We start from the raw sequence: 16705 nt of genomic DNA on the forward strand, positions 1-16705 counted from the left end.
AAAGGTGCGGATTTGACGTGTTGTTTCCCCCCTGGATGCTAACCTCACCCTGCGAATAACCCCATAAAGGGAATGGAAATTTGAATGGGCTCGGGGTGTTGGCGATCATGAGCACGTTGCTCAGTGCGACAGCGTTGGCGGCGCAGCTTCAGGTTGAGGTCCGGGTCAATGTACAGCGCGGTTGCCAGTTGGTTGGCCAACAGCGCGAGGCGGGTGTCGAGCAATTGGGCGTGCTCGACTTTGGCACCACCGCCCGCCTGGACGATCCGGCCGGGCCATTGAGTGCAGCACTGGTGACCACACGCCTGCCACGCCTGGAATGCAATCCCGATACCCCTTACCAATTACAAGTTGACGGCGGCCTGCATGGTGGCGTGGGCGAGGTCCGCTATCTGGCGGGCAGCGCAGAGCGCAGCAAACCCATTCCTTATCGCCTCTATCAAGACGCCGCACGGCAGATTCCGCTGCCGGTGAATGTGCTCTTGAGTGGGCGGGTTCCGGACTCAGGTACGGTGGATTTGCCTCTGTATGCACGTATTGAACGGCTGTCCGAGATCCCCCGTGTCAGCCGTTATTCCGACCTTTTGAAAGTGACCGTGAGCTGGTAGCAAGGCATTGAGCGACACCTGTCCGATGGATTCGGGCGGTACAAGGAACGTCGTTCGCAAGTGGACGGCTAATGTTTGAATCCTGATGGAATTAGGATCGGTGCAAGACGATGAAGAGTTGGGTGGTGATGACCCTTGGCACAGTTCTACTGCTGGCTGAGGAGGTGCAAGCGGCGATCAGCGGGCAGATTGATGCGCGCCTGACAATCATCGCCAGTTGTGCAGTGATCAATGGCGTCACCAGCCCCACGGGCAGCCCGGTCGATGATTTCGGGCTGTTGGATTTCGGCTCGCAAGGTCCGACCTGGACCAATCCGATCAACGCCAACCTGAGTGATTCCGGCAACGGCAAGCTGGAAGTCTCCTGCAACCCTTCGGTCACCGGTTTCACCGTGACCATCGATGGCGGCACCCATGGCGACGGCACCACGCGGCGGCTGAGCAATGGTACCCAGACCATCCCTTATCAATTGTTCCTCGATGCTTCCGGTGGCGACAGCTACAGCATCGGTCAACAACGCAATTTCGCTGTTACCAGTGGAGTCCAGATACCAATCCCGGTGTTTGGCTCGGTGGTAGTGAATACCAGCGCGGTCCCGGCGGGAGTCTATACCGACACCCTGACGGTCACGCTGGATTGGTAAATCCAGAGGAAGGACATCATGCATAAGCTTGTATCAAGGATTGGTTTATCAGTGCTCGTTCTGGCGCTGGCCGGCAATGCTCAGGCGGCCACATCCGCCGGCCAGATCACCACCAGCATGACGCTCAGCAGCAGCTGTGAGATCAACGGTGCCCCCGGCGGGGCTACCGGGGTGGACTTCGGTGTGCTGGACTTCGGCACCACCGGCAGTCTGTTCACTGCAGCGAACGGGGCGGTGCTTGCTGGCGGCGGTGGCGCACTGTCGATTCTCTGCTCCAGCGGCACCTTACCGACCGTCACAGTCGGTGCTGGCACCAATGATGGCGGATCTGTCGGTGGCACCCGGGCGCTGGCCGATGGCAGCGGCAACTTCGTGCCTTACGACTTGTACACCGATACCGGTCGTACGCAGGTCCTGGCGATCGACGGGGTGATCGCACTCGCAGAAAGTACCGGCGTGGCGCAGACAGTGAATATCTACGGCAAGGCCGTGGGCAAGGCCGGCCTGCCCGCAGGCACCTACTCGGACGCTGTCGCCGTTGTATTGACTTTCTAGTGCAATGGAGTCCTGCCGCGCTGATCCTGATCGGCGCGACTGGTTTGCCTCTGCCGCTGGCGGCGGAGACCAGTCAGAGTTTTCAGGTCAGCGCGACAGTGACAGCGGCATGTCTGGTGATGGGCGGGGTTTCCACCTACGGCAACCTCGATTTCGGCACCCAATCGGCGCTGGCGACCAACACCGTGCAGGTGCAATTGAGCGACGGCGTGCAGTTGCAATGCACGCCCGGCGTGAGCCTGAACATAAGCGTCGATGGTGGCCAGTACAACAGCAACGGACGGCAATTGCAGCTCGATGACGGCAGTGCCCGTGTGGCCTATCAATTGTTCAGTGACGCGGCCTTCAGTGAGAGCCTGGGCATCGGTCAGAGCGTGGCCGTGGCCTATAGCGATGCGAACAACATCCGATTGCCTATTTACGCACAAGTGCAGTTACCGGGTGATCAGCCCGGAGGGATTTATAGCGACGTGCTGCAGGTGCAGCTGTCGTGGTAGCTCGGTAGTTCGGGCATAAGGAGTAGGCATATGTATTCACCTTTGCGCAGGTTACCGGCCGCGCGTTGCGCTGTGCTGGCGATGGTTTTGCTGGGCGGGGTAAAAGTGCAGGCAGCCAGTTCGGTGCTGATCTGGCCGATCGATCCGGTGCTGGAGGCCGATCAACAGGCGAGTGCGCTGTGGCTGGAAAATCGCGGCAACGAGACGGCGAATCTGCAGATACGGGTGTTTGCCTGGAGCCAGAGTGGTTTCAGCGATCAGTATCAGAACCAGCGCGATGTCATTGGCAGCCCGCCGGTAGCGAAGATCGAACCCGGGCAGAAGCAACTCGTGCGTCTGACCCGTACCCGCGATGTACCGCCGGGGCAGGAGCTGGCCTACCGCATCATTATCGATGAAATCCCCGCGGCCAGGCCCGTGACAGCTGAAGACGGCAAAACCGCTGCCGCCATTCGGTTTCAGATGCGTTATTCGGTGCCGCTGTTTGCCTACGGTGCCGGTCTGTGGAGCAAGGAAGACATGACCCGTAAACGTGACCCCAAAGGCGCCGGTGTGCCTGATCTTAGCTGGCGCAAAGTGGCGGTCGATGGCCGTTCCTACGTGGAAGTGCGCAATCAGGGCGCGGTGCATGCCCGGCTGACCGATGTCGCGTTCAAGCAGGGCGGCCAGACACGGCCGCTGGTTGAGGGATTGCTTGGTTATGTGCTGCCGGGGGCGATCATGCGTTGGCCGGCACCGCAACCGATCAGTGCCGATCAGGCATTGCAAGTACGGGTCAATGGTGCGCCGCAGGTTCAGAGTATTGCGCCGGGGCGGTGACATTTCCCGTAGCAGCCTTCGGCAGTTGCTACGGTTCGCGTAACGGCTTAGTTCCTTGACTGAGAGGCACTCAGGCATCCGCTCGCCACAGTAAGGAAATGTCCATTGACGGACGTAAAGCGGTGATGAGCCAGGATCGGGCTCGCAGTATCAAGCGTCCGCTGTGGGCCGCGATTGGCCTGTGCTGTCTGGTATTCGCCCACCACGGCCTGGCGGGTGACCTGCCGCCAGCCCCCAGTGGCATGGAGGCGGTTGTCGACGCGCAATTGTTTCTGGAACTGGTCGTCAATCAAATGGATACCGGGCGTGTGGTGGCGGTGGAGCAGCGCGGCGGGCGCTTCTTTGTACCGGTCGCGGTATTACGCGAAATCGGTATGGAGCTGCCGCAAGAGCTCAACGCTGAAGTCGCTCTCGACAGTCTGCAAGGTTTGCATAGCGACTACGACAGCCAGGGTCAGCGGCTGTTTTTGAACGTCCCGCCAGACTGGTTGCCGGAGCAGTTTGTCGGCAGCCGTGAGGCGTATCCGCGCACCCCGGCATTGAGCAGTTTCGGCGCCTTGCTCAACTACGACCTGTACCTCAACGACACCGATGACAGCGGCACCTACCTTGCGGCCTGGAACGAGGTGCGGCTATTTGACAGTTGGGGCACGCTGTCCAACACCGGGCAATACCGGCGCACGATTTCCGGAATCAGCAACGGCACACTGAACAATGGATATCGGCGTTACGACACCACTTGGCGTTACTCCGATGACGACCGTCTGCTGACCTACGAGGCGGGCGATCTGGTCAGCGGCGCCTTGCCCTGGAGCAGTTCGGTTCGCCTGGGCGGTGTGCAAGTGTCGCGCGACTTCGGTGTGCGCCCGGACCTGGTGACCTATCCGTTGCCGCAGTTCGCCGGGGAAGCGGCGGTACCGTCATCGGTCGACCTGTTCATCAACGGCTACAAGTCCAGCAGCGCCGAGTTGCAGCCCGGTCCCTACACATTGACCAACATTCCGTTCATCAACGGTGCGGGCGAAGCAGTGGTGGTCACGACCGATGCCCTCGGCCGACAGGTCTCGACCACCGTGCCGTTCTATGTCACCAGCAACCTGCTGCAAAAAGGCCTGATGGATTTCTCGGTGGCTGCCGGCACCCTGCGCCGTGACTTCGGGATTCGCGATTTCGGTTACGGTCCGGGTGTGACCTCAGGCAGCCTGCGTTACGGTCTGAACGATAGTCTGACCGTCGAAAGTCATGCCGAGGCTTCGGATGCGTTGTCCCTGGGCGGCGTTGGCGGCAACCTGCGCCTGGGCAATTTCGGCGTGCTCAACACGGCAGTCAGTCAAAGCCGGTTCGACGGCAATAGCGGTCAGCAAGTCAGCCTCGGTTATCAATACAGCAGCCAGCACTACAGCGTTTCCTATCAACGTATGCAGCGCCGCGACCAGTACGCCGACCTGACCGTTGTCGACAGCCCTTACATCAGCCTCAGCCAGCGTAGCGAGCAGTTGACCCTGAGCGTCAGTCTCAACGGCTGGGGCAGCCTCGGTGCGGGCTATTTCGATGTGCGGGCGGCGGATGATTCGCGCACCCGATTACTCAATCTGACCTGGAGCAAACCGCTGTGGCGCAATACCAGTTTTTACCTGTCGGCCAATCGCGAGATCGGCGATAGCGACTGGGCGATGCAGGCGCAACTGGTCATCCCCTTCGACCTGCGTGGCACCTTGAGTGTGAGTGGCGAGCGCAGCAAGACCGGCGTAAGCCGTCAGCGCGTCAATTACAGTCGCGCTGTGCCCAGCGCAGGCGGCGTGGGCTTCAACCTCGGTTATGCCCACGACGAAGGCCCGGATTATCGTCAGGCCGACCTGACCTGGCGCCTGCAATCGGTGCAATTGCAGGCTGGGGTTTACGGCAGCAGTGATGCCGAAACCCGCTGGGCCGATGCCAGCGGTTCGCTGGTGTGGATGGACCATCAAGTGTTCGTCGCCAATCGCATCGATGATGCGTTCGTCGTGGTCAGCACCGGTGGCTTTGCCGATATTCCGGTGCGTTACGAAAATCAACGAGTGGGCCTGACGGATAAAAATGGCCATCTGTTGGTGCCGTGGAGCAGCGCCTACTATCGCGGCAAATATGAAATCGATCCACTGAACTTGCCGACCAATGTGCAGAGCTCGAATGTCGAACAACGGGTCTCGGTGCGCCGTGGCAGTGGCTACCTGCTGGAGTTCCCCCTGAGCCGGATCATTGCCGCGAGTGTTGTGCTGGTGGACGCGCAGCAGCATGAATTGCCCTTGGGCAGCCGCGTGCGGCACGAGCAGAGCGGGGCGTATGCGGTGGTCGGTTGGGACGGCCTGGTCTATCTGGAAAACCTTGAAGAACACAACAGTTTGCACGTGACTCTGGCCGATGGCCGGACCTGCCAGGCGCAGTTCACGCTGGACATGCAACAGGGCCAGGTGCCGTTGATCGGGCCACTGCTGTGTCAATGAAAACGCCCTATAGAACAGGAAGATGGAGTATGCAATTTTCTGATCGATGGCCAGGTAAGGTGATCGGGTTGATGGCGATTTTTCTGCCGTGTCATGCCGACGCCTTGTGCGAGGTGGCCAGTACTTCACCGGCCGGTTTTGGCTCGATGAGTTCGATCGCGGTGCGTACCACTTTGCAAACCAGCTCCACCACCCATGCCGGATTGAGTTGCACCGGTTCGTTGGCATCGTCGTTGGCCAGTGATGATCATTTTTACGCGACCATTACGTCGGCAACCGCAGGGGTGGTCGGGCCAACCAGTGATGTAATTGGTTACACGGTGTTTGCCAACAACAGCACCAGCTATCCGATCACTCGCGGCGTAGCGTTCGACTTCGCCCGACACTCGATCATCGATGACCTCGGCCTGCTTTCCAACCCCGCGGTTGCCAAGGCCGTACCGATCTACCTGAATACGATTATCGGCAGCAACGTGGCGGCCGGGATTTACTCTGAAACCCTGAACATTTTCTGGAGCTGGGATTATTGCCATGACTATGGTGGAGGCGGCAGTTGTCAGGGGCGAGACATCAACAGCGGTTCCACGAGTCTGACTGTCAATATGACCGTGGACAACGACTGCACGATCACTGCGCCGAACATCAGTTTTGGCAGCGCTTCGGTAATCAGCTCCTTCTCCACCGTCACTGGCCAGACGATCAACCTGGCCTGCACCAAGGGCAGTGCCTACACGGTGGGGCTGGACGATGGTCAGCATGCTGTTGGCGTGGGCGGGCGCAGGCGGATGATCTCGGGCAGCAATTACCTGGCTTATGACCTCTTCAAGAGCGCCGGAACCACCCGTTGGGGCAGCGTCGGCACGGCCCGTCGCGCAAGTTCCGATGCCGAGGTCAACCCCGGCAATGGCCTGGGCACTGGCAGTCAGATCTTCAACTACAACGCCAAAATCTACCTCGACCAGAGCACGCCATCACCGGGAACCTATCTGGACAGTGTGGTGCTGGATGTGGGGTTTTAGTACCTGCTCCCGGCATTAAAAATGGACCTCTGAAAAGAGGTCCATTGGTTTCCATGCTTCAGCGCAACTTAGTTCTTCACGGTTTCCTCAAGAGAGAAACGCCCCAGTGGGTTTTGCTGGAAGTTTTCTATGTTCTTGCGCGAAATGTTGATGTACGGGCTGTAGTAAAGGTCGATCCAGTTGACGTCCTGTTTGGCGACCTTTTGTAAGTCGACGTACATCTGTTCACGCTTGGCCGGGTCCGCTTCCACTCGGGCAGCCGACACCAGATTCTTGACCTTGTCGTTCTTGTAGCGGGTCATGTAGTTCATGTTGGTATCGTGGCCCAGCACGAAGGTGGTCTTCTGGTCCGGGTCGAGGATGTCGTTGGTCCAGTACATCACGGACAGGTCGTAGTCACCGTCGACCAGCATCTGCCAGCTCTGGGTTGGGTCGACCTTTTGCAGGGTGGCGGTTACACCGACGGCCGCCAGTTGCTGCTGAACCAGCACGGCAATCTGCTCATCGGCTTCGTTACCAGCGTTGACCACATAGTTCAGCTTCATGCCCGCTGCGCCGGCATCGCTCAGCATCTGCTTGGCTTTGGTTGGGTCGAATGGACGCTTCAAGTTGTCGGCGTAGTGGTAAAGCGAGCCTTTGGGAATGTAGGAGTAAGCCTCCTGGCCATGGCCGAAGGTCACGGTATCGACCACCGATTTTTTGTTGATGGCCATGTCCAGTGCCTGACGTACTTCAGGCTTGCTCAGCAGACCGTGCTCATGGTTGATCAACAGGTGATCTTCCCGAGTGGAAGGGTCGGAGTGGATGGTCAGGTTGGGATCCTTGCGCAGCGCGTCGACTCGCGAAAACGGTACGAAGATCGCTGAGTCCAGCTCGCCTGCCTGTACCTTGAGCATCCGGGTATTGTCGTCCGGAATGGATATCCACTCCACGCCATCCAGGCTGACCTTGTCGGCCTGCCAGAAATGCGGGTTCTTCTCCAGCTTCACGCGGTCGCCGCGCAGCCACTCTTTGACAAAAAATGCGCCCGAGACCACAGGCTCCTGGGCATAGGCATCTTCGCCCATGCGGGTCATGGCCTTCTGCGAGAGAACCGACACGGTCGGTGAGGCCAGTTGCGAGAGGAACGGTACCGACGGGGTGGTCAGGGTGACGACCAGGGTCTGCGGATCGGCCGCTTTCGCCGTGTCGATCAGTTTGTAGGCGTCGCTCCACAGTGAGGCTTTGTTATCGCGAGTGCGCAACAGGCTGAATGCCGCATCTTCGGCCGTGATCGGCGAGCCGTCGGAGAATTTCGCCGCGCGCATTTTGAAGGTGTAGGTCAGGCCATCGTCGGAGACTTTCCAGCTTTCAGCCAGGCCGGGTTCCATCTTGCTGCCGGCCTTGTCGACCCGGATCAGTGTGTCGTAGACATTGGAAAACACCCAGGTATCGCGGTTTTGCGCGCTCTTGATCGGGTCGAACGTGGTGCTTTCTTCACGGCAACCAATGGTGAGTACACCGGCCGCCTGAGCAATGCCGCTGGCAAGGGTGCAAGCGGTCAATGTGGCTGCGGCGAGCAATTTCAAATGCCTGGATCGCATGGTCAAACTCCTTCTTGATGGGTACGTTGTTTTTTAAAGCAGAGGCTCCTCAAGCACACAGTCGTAACGGCGAGCGTCGAGTTGACGGGTCGGGGGCGCCACCTGGCTACAAGTGGGGCGAACATAGCGACAGCGCGGGTGAAAGGCGCAGCCGGATGGCAGTTGCAAAGGACTGGGTGGTTCACCGGGCAAAGGGTCGGTGGGTAGCGCCCGGGCCGGATCGATGTGCGGAATCGACTGGATCAGTGCGGCAGTATAAGGATGACGCGGGGAGCGGAATACTTCCTCCACGGGGCCTTCTTCGACGATCTTGCCCAGGTACATCACCGCCACCCGATCACAGAGCCGGCGAACGATCGCCAGATCATGGGCAATGAACACAATCGCCAGGTTCATGCGCTGGCGCAGCTCCAGCAGCAGGTTGATGATCTGCCCCTGGATGGACACATCCAGCGCGGCCACGCATTCATCGGCGACGATCAGGCGCGGCTCCACGGCCAGCGCGCGGGCGATCCCGACACGCTGGCATTGGCCGCCACTCAAGGCGTGCGGTTTGCGCGAGGCCAATTCGGGGCGCAGACCAACCAGAGTCAGCAGTTCATCGACTCGGGCGGCAATCAGTGGTTCCGGCACTTTGCGTTGTACCCGGAGCACTTCCGCCAGGGTCTGGCCGATGCTCAGGCGTGGGTTGAGAGCGGCGTAAGGGTCCTGAAAAACCATCGCCGTCTCATGACGCAGCCTCTGGATGTCAATCTTCCCTGCGTGGGCCATGTCGATGCCATCGAACAGCACCTGCCCGGCGTAGATCTCGTTAAGGTGCAGGATCGCCCGCCCCAGGCTGCTTTTGCCACTGCCCGACTCGCCGACCAGCCCAAGTGTTTCTCCGGCCGACAGGGTCAGCGAAACGCCGTTCACCGCTGTCAGCCATTGCCTATTCATGCCCAGCAGACCAGTGCCCGGAGCGGCGAAACGCACGTGCAGATCCTTGACCTCGAGCAGGGTCATGAGCGGTCTCCGGCGGCCAAGGGGTAATGGCAAGCGATGCGGTGTCCATGGCTTACGGGCTGCAAACTCGGCATCAGTGTTGTGCATCGGTTGCCGATTTGCTGGCAGCGCGGATTGAAGCGGCAACCGTGGGGCAGGGCGTCGAGCAGGGGCGGTTGCCCGGCGATGGTTTTGAGCAATGCGTGACCGTGACTGGTGGCCGGCTGACAGTCGATCAGCCCAGCGGTGTAAGGATGGCGTGGATGGGCCAGCACTTCGTGTTTGTTGCCGTGCTCGCACAAACGTCCGGCGTACATCACGGCAATCGAGTCGCAGGTCTGGGCAACCACCCCCAGGTCATGGGTGATCAAGATGATTGACAGGCCACGCTGGTCACGAAGATCCAACAGCAGGCGCAGGATTTGCGCTTGCACCGTGACGTCGAGGGCGGTGGTCGGCTCGTCGGCGATCAGCACGTTCGGGTTGCAACCCAGCGCCACGGCGATCATCGCTCGCTGACGCATGCCGCCGGAGAATTCGTGAGGGTAACTGTCGACTCGCCGCTGCGGATCGGGAATGCCCACTTGCCGAAGTACGTCGATGGCCTGGGCGCGGGCTTCGCGCTTGCTGGCGCCTTGATGCAGGCGAATACCTTCGCCAATCTGCTCGCCAATGCGCATCAACGGGTCGAGATGGCTGCTGGGGTTCTGGAAAATCATCCCTAATTGGCGTCCACGCATGCGGCGCATGCCGGCCTCGTCCAGATGCAATAGATTTTCCCCGGCCAGTTGCACGGTTGTGCCTTCGACTCGCAGGTTGGGCGACGGCAGCAGTCTCATTAACCCCCGACAAGCCATGGTTTTGCCGGAGCCGCTTTCCCCCACCAGTCCGAGCACCTCACCCTCGGCCAGGTCAAAGGACAAGCGATCCACCAGGGTCACCTCGTGCTCACCCTTACGGACGATGACGCTGAGCTCTTCGACCTTCAGCACAGGCGCACTCATGAGCGTTCACCCAGACGTTCGGCAACAGCGTCGGCCAGCAGGCTGAAGCCCATGGCCAGGGTGACGATCGCCAATCCCGGAAAGGTGCAGATCCACCAGGCGGAGGTAATAAAACTCTGGCCTTCGGCGACCATCGTGCCCCACTCGGCGGTGGGTGGTTGAACCCCGAGGCCGAGGTAACTGACGGCCGCGCCGTTGAGCAACACCAGCACCGCATCGGACATGGAAAACACGATCGAGCCGAACATCGCGTTCGGCAGCAGGTGCCGAAACAGAATGCGCCCATGGCCGAAGCCGAGGCTTTTGGCGGCAAGGGCGAAATCGCTTTCCTTGAGTATCAGGATCTGCGAGCGGATCAACCGTGCGTAGGACACCCAGCCCACCAGAGCCATGGCGATGTAGAAACTCATCAGGCCGGGACCGAGGATCGCCATGATCGCCAGCATCAACACCAGGAACGGGAAGGCCAGGATGATATCGATCAGGCGCATGCAGAACGTATCGAAACGCCCCCCGATATAACCGGACAAGGCCCCGACACAGGTGCCGATCAGAAACGGAAAAATCACCCCTATCACTGCCAGCTGCAAGTCGATGCGGGCCGACCAGATCACTCGAGACAAGACGTCGCGGCCAAAATTGTCGGTGCCGAACGGGTGGGCCAGATGGGGCGCCAGCAGGCGAATATCAGTGTTCTGGGCGATTGGGTCGAAGGGTGCGATCCAGGGCGCGAAGATAGCCAGCACCAGCCAACCGAGCAGGATTGCCAGGCCCAATCCCATTGCCAGTCGAGGGTTGCGCAAACCCAGGCGCAGGTTCAGTCGGGGGGCAGTCGTTGCCTGACTGCTCATCGGATTTTCACGCGTGGATCGATGGCTACCGTGATCACATCAGCGAGGAAGTTTACCGCCACGGTGGCGCAGGCCAGCACCATTGCCACGCCTTGGACTACCATATAGTCACGGGTGAAGATGCCCCGGACCAACAGCTGGCCGATTCCGGGAATGGCGAACAGACTCTCGATGACCACTGTGCCGCTGATCAGCCAGCCGATGTTCACCGCCAGCAGGTTGACGGCGGGTACGAGCGAATTGGGCAGTACATGACGACGAAACACCGCGTCTTCAGACAGACCGCGAGCCCGGGCTGCCGTGACATGGTCGGCTTGCAGTTCCATCAGCATGCTTGCCCGCAGATTACGCACCAACACCGCCGATAACGCCAGGGCAATGGTCAGGCAGGGCAGGACCATGTGGTGCAGTTTGTCCAGCCAGGAGCGCCCGTAGCCGGAAACCGGGAACCAGCCCAGTTGCACACTGAATAGCAGGATCAACATGATCCCCAGCCAGAACGCAGGCATGCCGAGCCCGGCGGTGGTGAACAGGCGGATCAGGTTGTCGCCCCAGCCACCCTTATTGCGGGCCGCAACGGTGGCCAGCGGCACCGCGATCAACATTGCCAGCAGCACACTGCCAAGCACCAGAAACAGCGTGGGCTCGATGCGTGTGCTGATCAGCTTCAAGGCGTCGACCTTGTACAGCAATGACTGGCCGAGATCGCCGTTGAACAGGTTTTTCAGGAAGTAGAAGTACTGCATCCACAGCGGCTGATCGAGGCCGAACTGAGCGCGAACCCTGAGCAGCCCCTCCGGCGTACTGCGCGAGCCGAGGAGGGCGCGCGCCGGGTCGCCGGGAATCGAGCGTACCAGCACAAACGTGATGAGACTGATGCCGAACAGCACCGGCAGCAGCTGCAGGGGCCGTGACAGGATGAAACGGTAACGCGACAGATTCATCGGCTAACCTCGGTGCCGCTGGAGGAAATCCAGCAACACCGGAAAGTAGGCGTGAGGTTCTTCGTAGAAGGGCATATGGCTGCTGTTGGGGAACACATGCAGCGCAGCATCCTTGAGCGCCATTTTCATGCGCATGGCACAGGCTGGAGTGAGTTCGTCGTGCTGGCCGGTGGTAATCAACACCGGCATGGAAAAATCGGCCATTTCCTGCAGACGATTCCAGTTTTTCAGGTTGCCGACGTAGAGGAACTCATTCGGCCCCTGCATGGTTGTGTAGGGCCCCATGTTCCAGTCGCCCAAAGAGCGCGTGACCGGCGCCGGCCATTCGTCCAGACGGCAGACGTGGCGATAGTTGAGGAGGGTGATCGCGGCTTGGTATTGCGGGTGATCGAGGGTGCCCATGGCTTCATGACGTTGCATCATGGCCACGGTTTCGCTGCCCAGCGCGCCTCGCAGACGCTCCAGTTCCTGAGACAGGTGCGGGATATCGCCTACCGTATTTTCCAGAATCAGGGTTTTGAGTGCGTGAGGGTGGTAAATGGCGTATTCGATCGCCAGCCAGCCGCCCCAGGAGTGCCCCAGCAAGTGCACCCGGCCCAGGTCGAGGGCCTGACGGACGGTTTCCACCTCCGCGACATAACGAGTGATGTCCCAGAGGGATGGGTCTTCGGGTCTGTCAGACGCTCCGGTGCCGAGTTGGTCGAAGGCGACAACGCGCAACCCCTTGTCCTTGAGCCAGCCATGGGCGTCACGCAGATAATCGCAGGGAAGTCCCGGGCCTCCATTGAGGCACAGCAGGACCTCATCGCCCTCGCCAAAGCTATAAACCACCAGATTGTGGCCGTCGACTTCAACGTTATAGTGTTGGTCCGGTTCGATTTCACGCCACATCGCACTCTCCCTTTATGATGCTGGCCGGTACGGACGCTGACCAAATGGCTCAACCTTACTGAATAGGTCATGCGCCCAAAAGCTAGTATTTCGTATAGGTTTTGTCTGGCAGTCCTGCGCCGAGGCGTGGCATTCTACGTGCTGAATTTCAGGATTGAAATTAATTAGGGAGCGCAATGGATGCAGGCCAAGCTATCTGACCTCAATCCCCGTCTGTTGTCGGGCAAGAGCCTGGATGAGCAGATGGACAACGCCATGCTGTTGGCCGAGGAACTGGGTTTTGATGCCTTGGTGTACGACTACAGCCCGGTGCCGCTGGACCATCAAGGCAAGTTGATCACGCCCGCAGTGCTCAAACTGCGCAACACTCCAGCCGATTGGCATACCCGTTGGTGTACAGAGGGTTACTACCAGATCGACCCTGTCCAGCAGGTAGCACTCAATTGTGTTTCACCCTTTGTCTGGTCCTACAAACCCGGGACAGACACATTGTTGGAGCCGGTCATCAGTCCGTGCCATGCGCCCGTGGTGAATTACCTCGAAGACACGCAAATGACCTGTGGTGTGTCGGTCCCGATTCATCTGCCCAGAGGCGGTTTTGCCTCGTTGACGGGGCTGCGTACCGGCAGCGGCACCAGTGTCCTGCGCGATGCCCGGCGGGCCCTGGCGGATTTCAGCCTGATTTCCCATGCCTTGCAGGAAGCGGCCTATCCGTTGCTTGGCAAGGAGGCTCACACGCCTTCCATTCACCTGACCAAACGTGAACGCGAGTGTCTTAAATGGGCGGCTGAAGGGCTGACCGCCGCCGAGATTGCCAACCAACTGAATCGCTCATTGGCCACCATCAGCCTCCATCTGACCTCGGCCATGCATAAACTCGGGGCCAAGAATCGGGTCCAGGCCGTGGTTCGGGCCACCCATTATCGGTTGCTCGATAGCTGAAACAGGGCAAAACCTATCTATTTCTCTAGTTATTTCCAACGTCTGATCCCGCTATCGTGTGCCGTACGGTTTTTTAGGGGCGGCAAAGAGAAATGGAATCTATCGGAATACGCGAAGGCTTCGCACCTTTTGGTCCTTATCAGACCTGGTACCGCGTCACGGGTCACTTCGACGGTAAAAACACGCCGCTGGTGATTCTGCATGGGGGCCCGGGCTGCACGCATGATTACGTCGACGCTTTCAAGGACATCGCCGCGAGTGGCTATCCGGTGGTTCACTACGATCAACTGGGTAACGGTCGCTCGACCCACCTCCCGGAAAAAGATGCCTCATTCTGGAACGTAGCGCTGTTTCTCGATGAACTGGACAACCTGCTGGATCATCTGGAAATCAGCGACAATTACGCGCTACTGGGGCAATCCTGGGGCGGCATGCTCGCCAGTGAGCACGCCGTACGGCAACCTGAGGGGCTACGGGCCTTGATCGTCGCCAATTCCCCTGCGGATATGCGCGTCTGGGTTGAGGAAGCCAACCGTTTACGTCAATTATTGCCTGCCGGTGTGCATGAAACATTGCTTGAATACGAACGTGCAGGGGATTTTCAAGCGGTCGCCTATCAGGAAGCATCGAGGGTTTTTTACGACAACCATGTGTGTCGCGTCCTTCCCTGGCCGGACGAAGTCGCGCGTACGTTTGCCCAGGTCGATGCCGACCCCACCGTTTACCATGCCATGAGCGGGCCGACGGAGTTTCATGTGATAGGCAGCCTGAAAGACTGGACCATTGTCGACCGCTTGCGGCATATCAACGTACCGACGCTGGTGATCTCCGGTCGCTACGATGAAGCAACCCCGGCGGTGGTCAAACCCTATCTGGAGCAGATCCCGAACGTGCGTTGGGCGTTGTTCGAGAACTCCAGCCACATGCCTCATGTCGAGGAGCGGGTTGGCTGCATGGGGACGGTAGTGAGTTTTCTGGATGAGTGCTTGTAGGCAGGACAGCCCGTGAGGTCCACGGGCCTGCTTGTGCGGCAACACGACTCAAAGATCGATCACCAAATCAGACGTCGGAATGCTGCACAACAACCGTCCAGGCCCTGGGTCACCGATAGCATCGGCTTGCTGGGCACCGAGCCCAGCTACAAGCTGATGATGGAGTGCGACACCTTGCTGATGATCGGCTCGGGTTTCCCCTACTTCGAATTTCTGCCCAAGGAGGGGCAAGCGCACGCGTCTGGAAATGGTCACCCTGTATTGGCATCTGGTGGTGTTCATCCTCGGTGAGTCAGCGACCCGCTGAGGTCAAATTTCCTCGTCATTCCTCAGCCGAAACCTGCGGCTGATGTGTTGAGTGCCCGGCTGACAAGAGATGCACAGGGTATTCAGCCATGATTAATCGCAAGTGCTCGATGGCTTCCAGGTATTTAAGATCGGCTTGTCGTCTTTTCTTCTGATACTGCATGAACTGTTCGACGTCCATGTGGGGCTGGTCGAGAAGATCAAGGGCGGCGTGGCTCAAGTGATAGGCTTCGCTGAACAGTTGTTTGTTACGTTCAAGCGCCAGGTTTAGACAGGCTATCGCTTGATCGGAAGTCATCGTACCGTTCATTGCTGCGACCTCTTTTATGGGTGTGTTCCAGGTTTTTTTGGGTAGTGCAGTGCAGGAGCCAGGCTATTTACCGCGACGCTCTACCTTGAGGTAACGTCGAGCCACAGCACCAGACCATGGGCCTTTTGCTCATACCCGTTGCTTTAACGCAACGGGTGCCAATAAATCGGACTGGGCGTGGTAGCCATGCGGATTACGCAGCTGCCATCGCCAGGTGTCTTGGATCATTCGCACCAGATCGCGCTGCGCGTACCAGCCCAGATCACGCCCGGCCTTGGTGGGGTTGGACCAGCATTCAGCGATATCGCCGGCGCGGCGTGGCGCGAATTTGAAGGGGATGCTAATGCCGGTGATGTCTTCGAAGGCGCGGATGATCTGCAGAACGCTGTAGCCATTACCGGTTCCCAGGTTCCAGGCATGGATGCCGTTTCTGCTCTGCAACGCTTGCAGCGCTTTGAGATGGCCATCGGCAAGGTCGACCACATGGACGTAATCGCGCACGCACGTTCCGTCAACGGTGGGATAGTCGCTGCCGAACACGGTCAGTTCGGGCACTCGCCCCATCGCGACCTGGGTCAGGCAAGGCAGCAGGTTATTGGGTCGGCCATTGGGGTTTTCGCCAATCTGCCCGCTCTCGTGCGCGCCGATAGGGTTGAAGTAGCGCAACAAAGCGATGCTCCAGCGCGGATCCGACAGGCACAGATCGGCGAGCAATTCTTCGGTCATGAGCTTGGTGCGACCGTAGGGGCTTATCGGTTTACCGGTGCCCAGGTCCTCAATGATCGGTATCTGCCGGGGGGCGCCATACACGGTGGCCGATGAGCTGAACACCAGTTTGAAGACTTCGTAGCGGGCCATCGCATGGCAGAGATTGAGCGTGCCGACCACATTGTTGGCGTAATAATCCAGCGGCTTGCGTACGCTTTCCTCGACGGATTTGAGGCCGGAAAAATGCATCACGGCATCGATGTCGTAGCGGCTGAAAATATCGTCGAGCAGTTTCGTATTGCGAATATCGCCTTCAATGAAATCGACCCGTGTAAGGGTCAAACGCTCCAGACGCGTGAGCGATTCCCGGCAGCTGTTACACAGGTTGTCGAGCACCAGCACCTGCTGGCCGGCGTTGATCAGGGCCAAAGTGGTATGAGAGCCGATGTATCCGGCTCCGCCTGTAATCAGCGTGGTTTTTCCCATGATAGGGCGCTCCTCCGGTCACAAGAAGACGGTCAAGATAGGGAGTGCGATCCGTGCGAGAGTTGTTGGGGGAAGAGTG

Annotated in this window: 17 protein-coding genes and 1 pseudogene; 10 read left to right on the forward strand and 8 right to left on the reverse strand. The window is 59.3% G+C overall.

Annotated features, from left to right (window positions below; genetic code table 11):
- Window positions 1-107 precede the first annotated feature (107 nt).
- The 7 genes from MMG91_RS22155 (at window position 108) to MMG91_RS22185 (ending at window position 6625) form a co-directional block, all read left to right on the forward strand.
- Entirely contained in the window at window positions 108-608 is a 501-nt protein-coding gene (locus MMG91_RS22155; RefSeq protein WP_310660700.1) for a spore coat U domain-containing protein, read from the forward strand.
- A 128-nt stretch (window positions 609-736) separates the two neighbouring features.
- A complete protein-coding gene (locus tag MMG91_RS22160) occupies window positions 737-1252 on the forward strand; it encodes a spore coat U domain-containing protein (RefSeq protein WP_405046558.1) in 516 nt (171 codons plus the stop codon).
- An 18-nt stretch (window positions 1253-1270) separates the two neighbouring features.
- Entirely contained in the window at window positions 1271-1807 is a 537-nt protein-coding gene (locus MMG91_RS22165; RefSeq protein ID WP_310660701.1) for a spore coat protein U domain-containing protein, read from the forward strand.
- Window positions 1807-2304, forward strand: coding sequence for a spore coat U domain-containing protein (locus MMG91_RS22170; RefSeq protein WP_310660702.1), 498 nt, complete (start codon window positions 1807-1809; stop codon window positions 2302-2304). Before MMG91_RS22165 ends, MMG91_RS22170 begins: the two co-directional genes overlap by 1 nt.
- A 30-nt stretch (window positions 2305-2334) precedes the next feature.
- Window positions 2335-3123, forward strand: coding sequence for a molecular chaperone (locus MMG91_RS22175; RefSeq protein ID WP_405046559.1), 789 nt, complete (start codon window positions 2335-2337; stop codon window positions 3121-3123).
- A gap of 125 nt (window positions 3124-3248) precedes the next feature.
- Complete coding sequence (locus tag MMG91_RS22180; protein ID WP_310660784.1) at window positions 3249-5606, forward strand: fimbria/pilus outer membrane usher protein; 2358 nt, start codon at window positions 3249-3251, stop codon at window positions 5604-5606.
- A gap of 29 nt (window positions 5607-5635) precedes the next feature.
- The gene (locus tag MMG91_RS22185; protein WP_310660703.1) at window positions 5636-6625 is read left to right on the forward strand and encodes a spore coat U domain-containing protein; all 990 of its coding nucleotides are present in this window, start codon (window positions 5636-5638) and stop codon (window positions 6623-6625) included.
- A gap of 68 nt (window positions 6626-6693) precedes the next feature.
- Here the strand turns inward: MMG91_RS22185 and MMG91_RS22190 are convergent, their stop codons facing one another.
- The 6 genes from MMG91_RS22190 to MMG91_RS22215 are packed head-to-tail and all read right to left on the reverse strand — an operon-like array spanning window position 6694 to window position 12882.
- Entirely contained in the window at window positions 6694-8208 is a 1515-nt protein-coding gene (locus MMG91_RS22190) for an ABC transporter substrate-binding protein (protein WP_310660704.1), read from the reverse strand.
- A 33-nt stretch (window positions 8209-8241) separates the two neighbouring features.
- A complete protein-coding gene (locus MMG91_RS22195) occupies window positions 8242-9213 on the reverse strand; it encodes an ABC transporter ATP-binding protein (protein WP_310660705.1) in 972 nt (323 codons plus the stop codon).
- On the reverse strand, window positions 9210-10196 hold the full coding sequence (locus MMG91_RS22200) for an ABC transporter ATP-binding protein (RefSeq protein WP_305502099.1): 987 nt from the start codon (window positions 10194-10196) through the stop codon (window positions 9210-9212). The genes MMG91_RS22195 and MMG91_RS22200 overlap by 4 nt, the downstream gene beginning before the upstream one ends.
- Window positions 10193-11047 (reverse strand): ABC transporter permease, encoded by an 855-nt coding sequence (locus MMG91_RS22205; protein ID WP_310660706.1) that lies wholly within the window; start codon window positions 11045-11047, stop codon window positions 10193-10195. The genes MMG91_RS22200 and MMG91_RS22205 overlap by 4 nt, the downstream gene beginning before the upstream one ends.
- Window positions 11044-11991, reverse strand: coding sequence for an ABC transporter permease (locus MMG91_RS22210; RefSeq protein ID WP_038983062.1), 948 nt, complete (start codon window positions 11989-11991; stop codon window positions 11044-11046). The genes MMG91_RS22205 and MMG91_RS22210 overlap by 4 nt, the downstream gene beginning before the upstream one ends.
- 3 nt (window positions 11992-11994) lie before the next feature.
- The gene (locus tag MMG91_RS22215; RefSeq protein ID WP_310660707.1) at window positions 11995-12882 is read right to left on the reverse strand and encodes a proline iminopeptidase-family hydrolase; all 888 of its coding nucleotides are present in this window, start codon (window positions 12880-12882) and stop codon (window positions 11995-11997) included.
- A 180-nt stretch (window positions 12883-13062) separates the two neighbouring features.
- Here MMG91_RS22215 and MMG91_RS22220 point away from each other — a divergent pair, with 180 nt between their 5' ends.
- From MMG91_RS22220 to MMG91_RS29020, 3 genes and pseudogenes are all read left to right on the forward strand, one after another.
- Complete coding sequence (locus MMG91_RS22220; RefSeq protein ID WP_310660708.1) at window positions 13063-13824, forward strand: LuxR family transcriptional regulator; 762 nt, start codon at window positions 13063-13065, stop codon at window positions 13822-13824.
- 92 nt (window positions 13825-13916) lie between these two features.
- Complete coding sequence (locus MMG91_RS22225) at window positions 13917-14816, forward strand: proline iminopeptidase-family hydrolase (protein WP_310660709.1); 900 nt, start codon at window positions 13917-13919, stop codon at window positions 14814-14816.
- A gap of 102 nt (window positions 14817-14918) precedes the next feature.
- A pseudogene (locus MMG91_RS29020) lies at window positions 14919-15050 on the forward strand (hypothetical protein); the annotation flags it as partial.
- 88 nt (window positions 15051-15138) lie between these two features.
- Here MMG91_RS29020 and MMG91_RS22230 read toward each other — a convergent pair.
- Window positions 15139-15432: a hypothetical protein gene (locus MMG91_RS22230; RefSeq protein ID WP_305502094.1), complete on the reverse strand. Its 294-nt coding sequence runs from the start codon at window positions 15430-15432 to the stop codon at window positions 15139-15141.
- Window positions 15433-15561: 129 nt separating this feature from the next.
- Window positions 15562-16626, reverse strand: coding sequence for a UDP-glucose 4-epimerase GalE (galE, locus tag MMG91_RS22235; RefSeq protein ID WP_305445729.1), 1065 nt, complete (start codon window positions 16624-16626; stop codon window positions 15562-15564).
- Window positions 16627-16705: the final 79 nt, after the last annotated feature.

This window comes from Pseudomonas sp. JL3 (assembly GCF_031570575.1).
In the GTDB taxonomy this organism is placed as follows: domain Bacteria; phylum Pseudomonadota; class Gammaproteobacteria; order Pseudomonadales; family Pseudomonadaceae; genus Aquipseudomonas; species Aquipseudomonas cucumis.

What these genes read in the sequence shown, in the direction of transcription:
- MMG91_RS22155 (WP_310660700.1), top strand. Translation starts at nt 108, where the DNA reads ATGAGCACGTTGCTCAGTGCGACAGCGTTGGCGGCGCAGCTTCAGGTT.
- MMG91_RS22160 (WP_405046558.1), top strand. Translation starts at nt 737, where the DNA reads ATGACCCTTGGCACAGTTCTACTGCTGGCTGAGGAGGTGCAAGCGGCG.
- MMG91_RS22165 (WP_310660701.1), top strand. Translation starts at nt 1,271, where the DNA reads ATGCATAAGCTTGTATCAAGGATTGGTTTATCAGTGCTCGTTCTGGCG.
- MMG91_RS22175 (WP_405046559.1), top strand. Translation starts at nt 2,335, where the DNA reads ATGTATTCACCTTTGCGCAGGTTACCGGCCGCGCGTTGCGCTGTGCTG.
- MMG91_RS22180 (WP_310660784.1), top strand. Translation starts at nt 3,249, where the DNA reads ATGAGCCAGGATCGGGCTCGCAGTATCAAGCGTCCGCTGTGGGCCGCG.
- MMG91_RS22185 (WP_310660703.1), top strand. Translation starts at nt 5,636, where the DNA reads ATGCAATTTTCTGATCGATGGCCAGGTAAGGTGATCGGGTTGATGGCG.
- MMG91_RS22190 (WP_310660704.1), bottom strand. Translation starts at nt 8,208, where the DNA reads ATGCGATCCAGGCATTTGAAATTGCTCGCCGCAGCCACATTGACCGCT.
- MMG91_RS22195 (WP_310660705.1), bottom strand. Translation starts at nt 9,213, where the DNA reads ATGACCCTGCTCGAGGTCAAGGATCTGCACGTGCGTTTCGCCGCTCCG.
- MMG91_RS22200 (WP_305502099.1), bottom strand. Translation starts at nt 10,196, where the DNA reads ATGAGTGCGCCTGTGCTGAAGGTCGAAGAGCTCAGCGTCATCGTCCGT.
- MMG91_RS22205 (WP_310660706.1), bottom strand. Translation starts at nt 11,047, where the DNA reads ATGAGCAGTCAGGCAACGACTGCCCCCCGACTGAACCTGCGCCTGGGT.
- MMG91_RS22210 (WP_038983062.1), bottom strand. Translation starts at nt 11,991, where the DNA reads ATGAATCTGTCGCGTTACCGTTTCATCCTGTCACGGCCCCTGCAGCTG.
- MMG91_RS22215 (WP_310660707.1), bottom strand. Translation starts at nt 12,882, where the DNA reads ATGTGGCGTGAAATCGAACCGGACCAACACTATAACGTTGAAGTCGAC.
- MMG91_RS22220 (WP_310660708.1), top strand. Translation starts at nt 13,063, where the DNA reads ATGCAGGCCAAGCTATCTGACCTCAATCCCCGTCTGTTGTCGGGCAAG.
- MMG91_RS22225 (WP_310660709.1), top strand. Translation starts at nt 13,917, where the DNA reads ATGGAATCTATCGGAATACGCGAAGGCTTCGCACCTTTTGGTCCTTAT.
- MMG91_RS22230 (WP_305502094.1), bottom strand. Translation starts at nt 15,432, where the DNA reads ATGAACGGTACGATGACTTCCGATCAAGCGATAGCCTGTCTAAACCTG.
- galE (WP_305445729.1), bottom strand. Translation starts at nt 16,626, where the DNA reads ATGGGAAAAACCACGCTGATTACAGGCGGAGCCGGATACATCGGCTCT.